At 74.0% G+C, this 9,578-nt stretch carries 10 protein-coding genes; 9 read left to right on the forward strand and 1 reads right to left on the reverse strand.

The window, feature by feature from the left end; translation table 11 throughout:
• Positions 1-28 precede the first annotated feature (28 nt).
• Positions 29-982, forward strand: coding sequence for a tRNA lysidine(34) synthetase TilS (gene tilS / locus PSU4_RS29875; RefSeq protein ID WP_147115891.1), 954 nt, complete (start codon positions 29-31; stop codon positions 980-982).
• 74 nt (positions 983-1,056) lie between these two features.
• Positions 1,057-1,614, forward strand: coding sequence for a hypoxanthine phosphoribosyltransferase (gene hpt / locus PSU4_RS29880; RefSeq protein WP_147115872.1), 558 nt, complete (start codon positions 1,057-1,059; stop codon positions 1,612-1,614).
• A gap of 19 nt (positions 1,615-1,633) precedes the next feature.
• Here hpt and PSU4_RS29885 read toward each other — a convergent pair whose 3' ends face one another.
• Positions 1,634-2,599, reverse strand: a complete 966-nt coding sequence (locus tag PSU4_RS29885) for a serine protease (protein WP_147115874.1) — start codon at positions 2,597-2,599, stop codon at positions 1,634-1,636.
• Positions 2,600-2,950: 351 nt separating this feature from the next.
• Between PSU4_RS29885 and ftsH the strand changes: the two genes are divergently transcribed.
• From ftsH to PSU4_RS29920, 7 genes are all read left to right on the forward strand, one after another.
• On the forward strand, positions 2,951-5,368 hold the full coding sequence (ftsH, locus tag PSU4_RS29890) for an ATP-dependent zinc metalloprotease FtsH (protein WP_147115876.1): 2,418 nt from the start codon (positions 2,951-2,953) through the stop codon (positions 5,366-5,368).
• A gap of 2 nt (positions 5,369-5,370) precedes the next feature.
• Entirely contained in the window at positions 5,371-5,985 is a 615-nt protein-coding gene (gene folE / locus PSU4_RS29895; RefSeq protein ID WP_147115878.1) for a GTP cyclohydrolase I FolE, read from the forward strand.
• A gap of 3 nt (positions 5,986-5,988) precedes the next feature.
• A complete protein-coding gene (gene folP / locus PSU4_RS29900) occupies positions 5,989-6,852 on the forward strand; it encodes a dihydropteroate synthase (protein ID WP_147115880.1) in 864 nt (287 codons plus the stop codon).
• Entirely contained in the window at positions 6,849-7,247 is a 399-nt protein-coding gene (gene folB, locus PSU4_RS29905) for a dihydroneopterin aldolase (protein ID WP_147115882.1), read from the forward strand. Before folP ends, folB begins: the two co-directional genes overlap by 4 nt.
• Complete coding sequence (folK, locus tag PSU4_RS29910) at positions 7,244-7,765, forward strand: 2-amino-4-hydroxy-6-hydroxymethyldihydropteridine diphosphokinase (protein ID WP_147115884.1); 522 nt, start codon at positions 7,244-7,246, stop codon at positions 7,763-7,765. Before folB ends, folK begins: the two co-directional genes overlap by 4 nt.
• Complete coding sequence (locus tag PSU4_RS29915) at positions 7,762-8,259, forward strand: DUF3180 domain-containing protein (RefSeq protein WP_147115886.1); 498 nt, start codon at positions 7,762-7,764, stop codon at positions 8,257-8,259. Before folK ends, PSU4_RS29915 begins: the two co-directional genes overlap by 4 nt.
• Before the next feature lie 43 nt (positions 8,260-8,302).
• The coding region (locus PSU4_RS29920) for a PrsW family intramembrane metalloprotease (protein WP_147115888.1) at positions 8,303-9,578 on the forward strand (1,276 nt) is incomplete at its 3' end.

The raw sequence follows: 9,578 nt of genomic DNA on the forward strand, positions 1-9,578 counted from the left end.
GAGCCGCGCCGGGACGGCCGTCGCGCGGCTGCGGCTCGCCGTCCGCCGCACGCTCGCCGAGCTGCCCGCCGAGGCCGCCACGGCCCCGGTCGTCGTCGGCTGCTCCGGGGGCGCCGACTCCCTCGCACTCACCCTCGCCGCCGCCGCGGAGCTGCCGGGCCGGGTGCGCGCGGCCGTCGTCGACCACGGCCTGCAGGACGGGTCCGCCGCCCACGCCGAAGCGGTGGTCACCGCGCTGACCGGCCTCGGCGTCCCCGCGGCCGTGCACACCGTCGTCGTCGACGGGCCCGGCGGCACCGAGGCCGCCGCCCGCCGCGCCCGCTACGCCGCCCTGCACGCCGCACGGCCCGACCCGCACAGCCCGGTCCTGCTCGCCCACACCCTCGACGACCAGGCCGAAACCGTCCTGCTGGGCCTCGGCCGGGGCTCCGGGCCGCGCTCGATCGCCGGCATGCGGACGTGGGACGCGCCCTGGGCCCGTCCGCTACTCGACGTCCGCCGCACCGTCACCCGCACCGCGTGCGCCGAGCTGGGCGTGCGGGTGTGGAACGACCCGCACAACGACGACCCGCGCTTCACCCGGGTCCGGCTGCGCCACGAGGTGCTGCCGCTGCTGGAGGACGTCCTCGCCGGTGGCGTCGCCGAGGCGCTGACCCGCACCGCCGCCCAGCTCCGCGACGACGGCGACGCCCTCGACGCGCTCGCCGACCGGGTCCGGCAGGACGCGGAGCACGGCCCCGACCTGCACGCCGCCGCGCTCGCCGGCGTCCCGCCCGCGGTCCGCCGGCGGGTCCTGCGGGCCTGGCTGCGCGACGCCGGTGTGAACGATCTCACCGACCTGCACCTGCGGTCGTCCGACGATCTCGTCGGTCGATGGCGTGGTCAGGGCGGGATCGCCCTCCCGGGCGGCTTGGACCTGGTCCGTCGAGATGGCAGGCTCGTCGTGCGCCGGGCCGAGACGCCGCGCCCGGGCGGCGGGTAGGCCCGGGACGGAACGGGCCCGACACCACCGCACCGACAGCCGGCGTGCCGCCGGCCCCGAGGAGGACACACCCCGTGTACGACGGCGACATCGCGTCCGTCCTGGTCACCGAGCAGCAGCTCCGAGACAAGATCGCCGAGCTCGCCGAGCACGTCGGCCGCGACTACGGCGACGTCGTCGAGGGCCGCGAGACCGATCTCCTGCTCGTCGGCGTCCTCAAGGGCGCCGTCATGTTCATGACCGACTTCGCGCGGGCCCTGCCGCGGCCGGTGCAGCTGGAGTTCATGGCGGTCAGCTCGTACGGCTCGTCGACGTCGTCGTCGGGTGTGGTGCGCATCCTCAAGGACCTCGACCGCGACATCGCGGGTCGCGACGTCCTGATCGTCGAGGACATCATCGACTCGGGGCTGACCCTGTCGTGGCTGCTGAAGAACCTCGAGTCGCGGCGGCCGGCGTCGCTGGAGGTGTGCACGCTGCTGCGCAAGCCCGACGCGGTGAAGGTCGACGTCCCGGTGAAGTACGTCGGGTTCGACATCCCCAACGAGTTCGTCGTCGGCTACGGGCTCGACTACGGGGAGCGCTACCGCGACCTGCCGTTCATCGGGACGCTCGACCCGGCCGTCTACGCCTGAGCCGGCAGGGCAGCAGGGGTCAGCCGCCCAGCGGCGGGCCCGCGGGCACGGCCACGGCCGTCGCGGGCACGCCGGGCGGGTTCGGGGTGAACGCCCGCGTGCCCGGCACCAGCGTGATCGTGCCCAGCCCGCCGTAGGCGTTCGCGTAGGCCAGGGCGCGGGCGAGGTCGGCGACGCCGTTGCTGACGGGCAGCGGTGCGAGGTTCAGCGTCGACAGGATCGCGACGGCCCCGCCGTCCGCGTCGAGGTAGCCCGATCCCGAGTCGCCCGGCACGCCCGGGTTCATCGTGTAGACCTCGTGGCCCCAGCCGCCGTCGGTGTCGCCGTTGGACACCCCGCCCTTGGGGCTCAGCGCGCTCACGCCGCCGCGCAGCGGGGAGTTGCCGTAGGTGTAGGTCTGCGCGCCCTTCGGGAGCCCGGACCGCGACACCCCGGTGGGGCCGCCGAAGAACGGCATCGTCGGGTTGACCGCGGCGACGTCGGCCGGGGCGATCTCGACGAGCGCGAAGTCGTTGGCCGAGCAGGCGCCCTCGTCGGTCTCGCCGCGGGCCTGCATGGTCGCCCACGAGCTGTACGCGAGCGTCGCCCTGCGCCCGCCCGCGATGTCGACCTCGGTGCCTAGCGGCAGCGTCGTCGACGTGCAGCCGTTGGTGTCGGTGGCCTCGCCGGTGGCCGTGCAGTGCGCGGCCTGGCCCAGGAAGGTGCGCCCGCCGGCGGTGAACACGAAGTTCGCGGTGCACTGGCCGCCACCGCCCGTCGACGACAGCAGCACGCCGGGGTGGATCGCCGCCGACGACTCGGGGGCCCACGTGGGTGCGGCAGGTGCAACCGGTGCTGCTGCAACCGGTGCTGCGGGAACGGTCGGCGCGGCGTGCGCGGGCGGGGCCGTCGCCGGCAGGACCGCGCCGACGACCACCACAGCCGCGGTGACGGCCGCCGCCGTGAACACCCCGCGGAGCCGGACCCCGGACCGTGCAGCAGCCATACGTCCCCCCGAGCTCGTCGGTGTCCCAACGACCGCGACCGGTGCGGGATACCCGTTCGGGGGCGATCCTTCCGTCGCAGCGGTCCGGGGCCGTCGCCGGGGTCCGGGAACACCGGCGACGCCGCGGCCGTTGACCGTTCACGTGCCGGTCCGGTGAACAGAACCGGCCGGGAGCCTCCGATCGCGACCGGATCGCACAGCTGAGCAGCGGTGACGCGGTCGACGGAACGGGCGGCTATCCTGGCTGATCCGGGGCCGGTGCGAGTCCGCGAGTCGTGTCCGCGACGCGCGCCGGGTGTGACCGGGGAATGTTCCGTCCAGGGAGGGTGAAGGCCGCGAGGCCGATGCTGCATGGATCGCAAGCGCCTGCTCCGCAACCCGTTGATCTGGGTCCTCGTCGTGATCCTGGTCTACTTCGCCTTCTCGACGCTGTTCGACGACACCCGTGGGTACACGCAGGAGCCGACGTCCACCGCGATCGCCCAGATCACCAGCGGGAACGTCAAGGACGCGGTGATCGAGGACAAGGAGCAGCGGCTGCGGCTCACCCTCGCGAACCCGCTGCCCGGCACGCAGACGACGCAGATCATCAGCCAGTACCCGGCGTCGTCGTCCGGTGCGGTGTTCGAGGCGCTGCGTCAGGCCGGTAACAACCCGACGTACAACACGATCGTCCGCCAGGACTCGTTCCTGGTGTCGATGCTGATCTACCTGATCCCGCTCGGCCTGGTGCTGCTCATCCTGTTCTGGATGATGAACAACGCCCAGGGCGGCGGCAACCGGGTGATGTCCTTCGGCAAGTCGAAGGCCAAGCAGCTCAACAAGGACATGCCCAAGACGACGTTCTCCGACGTCGCGGGCGCCGACGAGGCCGTCGAAGAGCTGTACGAGATCAAGGACTTCCTGCAGAACCCGGGCCGCTACCAGGCGCTCGGCGCGAAGATCCCCAAGGGCGTGCTGCTCTACGGCCCGCCCGGTACCGGCAAGACGCTGCTCGCGCGTGCGGTCGCGGGCGAGGCGGGCGTGCCGTTCTACACGATCTCGGGTTCCGACTTCGTCGAGATGTTCGTCGGTGTCGGCGCCTCGCGGGTGCGTGACCTGTTCGAGCAGGCCAAGCAGAACAGCCCCTGCATCATCTTCGTCGACGAGATCGACGCGGTCGGCCGCCAGCGCGGCGCCGGTCTCGGCGGCGGTCACGACGAGCGGGAGCAGACGCTCAACCAGCTGCTCGTCGAGATGGACGGCTTCGACGCGCGCGGCGGGATCATCCTGATCGCCGCGACCAACCGGCCCGACATCCTCGACCCGGCGCTGCTGCGCCCGGGCCGGTTCGACCGCCAGATCCCTGTCGGCGCCCCCGACCTCGCGGGTCGCAAGGCCATTCTCGGGGTGCACTCCAAGGGCAAGCCGTTCGCGGGCGACGTCGACTTCGACGCGCTGGCCAAGCGCACGGTCGGCATGTCCGGCGCCGACCTCGCCAACGTCATCAACGAGGCGGCGCTGCTCACCGCGCGCGAGAACGGCACGCTGATCAACGGTGCGGCGCTGGAGGAGTCGGTCGACCGCGTCGTCGGCGGGCCCCGGCGCAAGGGCAAGATCATCTCCGAGCAGGAGAAGAAGATCACCGCCTACCACGAGGGCGGGCACGCGCTCGCCGCCTGGGCGATGCCTGACCTGGAGCCGGTCTACAAGCTCACGATCCTGCCGCGCGGCCGCACCGGCGGGCACGCGCTCGTCGTCCCCGAGGACGACAAGGGCCTGATGACCCGCTCGGAGATGATCGGCCGGCTGGTGTTCGCGATGGGCGGGCGCAGCGCCGAGGAGCTCGTCTTCCACGAGCCGACGACGGGCGCGTCGTCCGACATCGACCAGGCCACGAAGATCGCCCGCGCGATGGTCACCGAGTACGGCATGAGCGCCAAGCTCGGCGCCGTCCGCTACGGCCGCGAGCAGGGCGACCCGTTCCTGGGCCGATCGATGGGCAACCAGGCCGACTACTCGCTCGAGGTCGCCCACGAGATCGACGAGGAGGTGCGCAAGCTCATCGAGGCCGCGCACACCGAGGCGTGGGAGATCCTCAACACCTACCGCGACGTCCTCGACGACCTGGTCTTCGAGCTCCTGCAGAAGGAGACGCTCACCCGCAAGGACCTGGAGCGCATCTTCGACCGGGTCGAGAAGCGGCCGCGGATCACCGCGTTCAACGACTTCGGCGCCCGCACGCCGTCGGACAAGCCGCCGATCCAGACCCCGGCCGAGCGCGCCCGCGAGCGCGGCGAGCCGTGGCCGCCCGACACCCGTCCCGCCCTCGAGCCGGCCCCGGTGGGCTCGTACCCGGGCGGCGGCAACGGTGTCCCGGCCCCGGGCCCCAACGGTGGCGCGCCGGGCGGTCAGCCGCCCTACCCGGGTGGCGGCTTCCCGCAGACCCAGCAGCACGCGACGCACCAGGTGCCGCTGAAGCCGGGCCAGCCGGCGGTCGGCGGGCACCACCCGCCGCGCCAGGCCCCGCCCGCCCCGGGGCAGCCGCCCAACGCCGTCCCGCCCAACTACGGGGCGCCGGCCGACTGGCGGCCCGCCACCACCCCGGCCGGCCAGACCTGGCCGCCGCCGCAGTGGCAGCAACCCGCCGACGCCGGTCACACCGGCAACGGGCACCAGGCGCACGGACCCGACACCGAGAGCCTCACCCCGCCCGACGGGACCGCGGCCCCCACCAACGGGACGCGACCGGTCGACGGGTCCGACGAACGCCCCGGGCAGGGGTCCTGACGATGGCTTCCACCCCCGCGAGTGCCCGGACGACCACCAACGGGCACCGCGGCATCGACCACGCCCGGGCCGAGGCCGCGGTCCGCGAGCTGCTGATCGCCGTGGGCGAGGACCCGGACCGGGAGGGGCTGCGCGAGACCCCCGCCCGGGTCGCACGCGCCTACGCAGAGCTGTTCGCGGGTCTCTACACCGACGCGGACGCGGTGCTGGACAAGACGTTCGACGAGGACCACCAGGAGCTCATCCTCGTCAAGGACATCCCGCTGTTCTCGACGTGCGAGCACCACCTGGTGCCGTTCCACGGCATCGCGCACGTCGGCTACATCCCCAACGTCACCGGCCGTGTCACCGGGCTGTCCAAGATCGCCCGGGTCGTCGAGAACTACGCGCGACGCCCGCAGGTGCAGGAGCGGCTCACCGGCCAGGTCGCCGACGCGCTCGTACGCAAGCTGGAGCCGCGCGGCGTGATCGTCGTGATGGACGCCGAGCACCTGTGCATGGCGATGCGCGGGGTCCGCAAGCCAGGGGCGCGGACGACGACGTCGGCCGTCCGCGGCCTCTTCGCGACCTCGTCGACGTCCCGGGCCGAAGCGCTGTCGCTGATCCGGGGAGGCTGACCCGTGACGCGCGACCTGCCGCGGCCCGGCCGGTGCGCGGTCCTGGGAATCCTCAACGTCACCCCGGACTCCTTCTCCGACGGCGGCCGGTTCCTCGACTCCGACGCCGCCGTCGCCCACGGGGTGGGGCTGCGTGCCGCGGGCGCCGACCTCGTCGACATCGGCGGGGAGTCGACGCGCCCCGGCGCGCACCGCGTCGACGCCGACGAGGAACGCGCCCGGGTGCTGCCCGTGATCCGCGCGCTCACCGCGGAGGCCGTGCCCGTCAGCATCGACACCACGCGCGCCGACGTCGCCGAGGCGGCGCTGGAGGCGGGCGCGGTCGTCGTCAACGACGTGTCGGGCGGGCTGGCCGACGGTCGGATGGCCGCCGTCGTCGCGCAGGCCCGGGTGCCGTGGATCCTGATGCACTGGCGCGGCCACAGCGACCGGATGGCCGACCTCGCGACCTACGGCGACGTCGTCACCGAGGTGCGCGACGAGCTGGTCGCCCGCGTCGACGCGGCGGTGCTCGCGGGTGTCGACCCGTCCCGGATCGTGCTCGACCCGGGGCTGGGCTTCGCCAAGACCGCCGGCCACAACTGGGCGCTGCTGCGCCGCCTCGACGTGTTCATCGACCTGGGCTTCCCCGTGCTGGTCGGGGCGTCACGCAAGCGGTTCCTGGGATCGCTGCTCGCCGACGGCGCCGGCGTCCGCCCGCCCGCCGGCCGCGAGACCGCGGGTGCCGCCGTCACCGCGCTCGCGGCTGCGGCCGGGGTGTGGGGGGTGCGGGTGCACGACGTCGCGTCGTCGGTCGACGCGATCGCCGTCGCCTGTGCGTGGCGGCTCGGCGCGGCACCCGACCGCGCGGGAAGGACGAACCGGTGACCGACCGCATCGAGCTGCGGGGCCTGCGGGTCCGCGGCAACCACGGCGTGTTCGACCACGAGCGCCGCGACGGGCAGGACTTCGTCGTCGACGTGACGGCCTGGCTCGACCTCGCCCCGGCCGCCGCGTCCGACGACCTCGGCGACACCCTCGACTACGGCGCCCTCGCCCAGCGCGCAGCGGCGATCGTCGGCGGCGAGGCGTGCGACCTCATCGAGACGGTGTCCGCCCGTGTCGCCGACGACCTCATGGACTTCGACGCGCGCCTGCAGGCCGTCGAGGTGACGATCCACAAACCGCAGGCCCCGATCCCGCTGGAGTTCGCCGACGTCGCCGTCGTGGCGCGGCGGTCGCGCAAGGCCCACAACGCCCGCGGCCGGATCGTGCCCGCATGACCAGGGCCGTGCTGAGCCTCGGGTCCAACCTCGGCGACCGGATCGCGCACCTGCGCGCGGTCGTCGCCGACATGGCCGAGGTCCTCGTCGCCGCCTCGCCGGTCTACGAGACGCCGCCCTGGGGCGGGGTGGAGCAGCCCGACTTCCTCAACGCGGTGATCGTCGTCGACGACCCGGACACCGACGCCTGGGCCTGGCTGCGCCGCGGGCAGCGCCTGGAGCAGCAGGCGCACCGCGTCCGCGAGCAGCACTGGGGGCCACGGACCCTCGACGTCGACGTCGTCGCGGTGTTCGACGACGGCCGTGACGTCCGCAGCGACGACCCCGAGCTGCTGCTGCCCCACCCCGGGACCGCGGAGCGGGCGACGGTGCTCGTCCCGTGGCTCGACGTCGACCCCGGCGCGGTCCTCGCCGGGCGTGGCCCGGTCCGGGCGCTGCTCGCGGCGCTGCCGCCGGAGGACGCCGCCTCGATGCGCCGCCGCGACGACCTGCCGCTGCGGGTCGGGGCGAGCCCGTGAAACCCGTCCGGGTGCGCGACCTCGTCGTCGCCGGGCTGGTCGCGGCGATCGTCGCGCACCTGATCGTCCGGTTCACCTACGGCTCCCTGCCGACGTTCCCGCTGCTCGCCGGCATCACCCTCGCCGTCCTGGGCGCCGCGGAGATCATCGCCGGCACGATGCTGCGCGCCCGCATCCAGCACCGCCCCGGCACGAAGCCGGTGGAACCGCTGGTCGCAGCCCGCGCCGTCGTCGTGGCACAGGCGTCGGCGATGGGTGGCGCCGTCGTCTCCGGGCTGTGGCTGGGCCTGCTCGTGTACGTCCTGCCCAACGTCGGTGACGTCGACGCCGCGGGTTCCGACGCCCGCGCCGCGACCGTCGGTATCGTCTCGGCGCTGGTGCTGCTGGGCGGTGGGTTGTGGCTGGAACGCTGCTGCCGCACCCCCGACGACCCGGGCGCCGACGGCCCCGACCGCGGCACCACCGGATCGGGCGGCGCGTACCCGGGTCGCTGACACCTGATCGTCCGGGCAGGGGCGCCCCGTAGGCTGGGGGCCCATGACGCAGGTCCACACCGTCGCGATCCCGACCAGGACCCGGCATCGCCGGGTGGTCCTGGCGCCGATCGTCGGCCTCGTCGTCCTCGCCATCTGCGCGTTGGTCGTCATCGGCATCCTGGGCTCGACGATCGGTGCGGGCGCCGTCGTCGTCGGTGCGGTGTGTGCGCTGCTGCCGGTCGGCCCGGTCGTCGCCACGTTCCTGTGGATCGACCGCTGGGAGCCCGAACCGCCGCGGCTGCTGCTGCTGGCGTTCCTGTGGGGCGCCGGGTTCGCGGCCCTGTCGGCGCTGCTGATCAACTCCAGCGCGGCCGTCGCCGCCGACGGGCTGCTCGGCAAGGGCAGCGGCGACCTCCTGGGCGCCACGATGATCGCGCCGTTCGTCGAGGAGGCCATGAAGGGCCTGTTCCTCGTCGGGCTGCTCGTGTTCATACGCCGCGAGATCGACGGCATCGTCGACGGGATCGTCTACGCCGGGCTGGTCGCCGCCGGGTTCGCGTTCACCGAGAACATCCTCTACATCGGGCGGGCCTTCGCCGAGGGCATGGGCACGCAGAGCAGCGTGCTCACGGTGCTCGTGCTGCGTGGCGTGTTCTCCCCCTTCGCCCATCCGCTGTTCACGGCCATGATCGGTATCGGGGTGGGGCTCGCGGCGGCGTCGCGCTCGGTCGCCGCCCGAATCGGCTGGGTGCTGTGCGGCTACCTGTGCGCGGTCGCCCTGCACGCGCTGTGGAACGGCTCGGCCACCCTGGGCGGCAGCTCGACGTTCATCACGATCTACGTCGCGGTGATGGTGCCGCTGTTCATCGGGATGGTCGTCCTCGTCGTCTGGCAGCGACGTCGCGAGCAGCGCACGGTTGCCGAGCAGCTGCCCGGGTTCGCGGCGGCGGGCTGGATCGCGCAGAGCGAGGTCGAGCTGCTGGCCAGTCTCGCCGGGCGCCGGGGCTGGCGACGCGCGGTGCGCAGCCGTTCCGGCCGGCAGGCCGCCAAGGCCGTCGCCGAGTACCAGGCGGCCGTCACGGAGATGGCGTTCATGCGCGCCCGCATCGCCCGCGGCGCGGTGCGCGACAGCGCCCAGCAGCGTCACGACGAGATGCTGTTGTTGCTCAAGAAGTCCCGCGCCAAGGCGCTCGGCATGCCCGACGCGCTCAGCGCCGCCTGGAGGCAGCAGCCCCCGCCCGGCTGGGAGCCGCCGACGGTCATGTCCGCCCCGCCGGGGCCCGCGGGCAAGCTCGTGGTGCCCCGCCCGCCGACGGCGCCGCACGCCCCGGGCCCGG

Origin of the sequence: Pseudonocardia sulfidoxydans NBRC 16205 (assembly GCF_007989085.1) — a bacterium.
Classification (GTDB): Bacteria; Actinomycetota; Actinomycetes; order Mycobacteriales; family Pseudonocardiaceae; genus Pseudonocardia; species Pseudonocardia sulfidoxydans.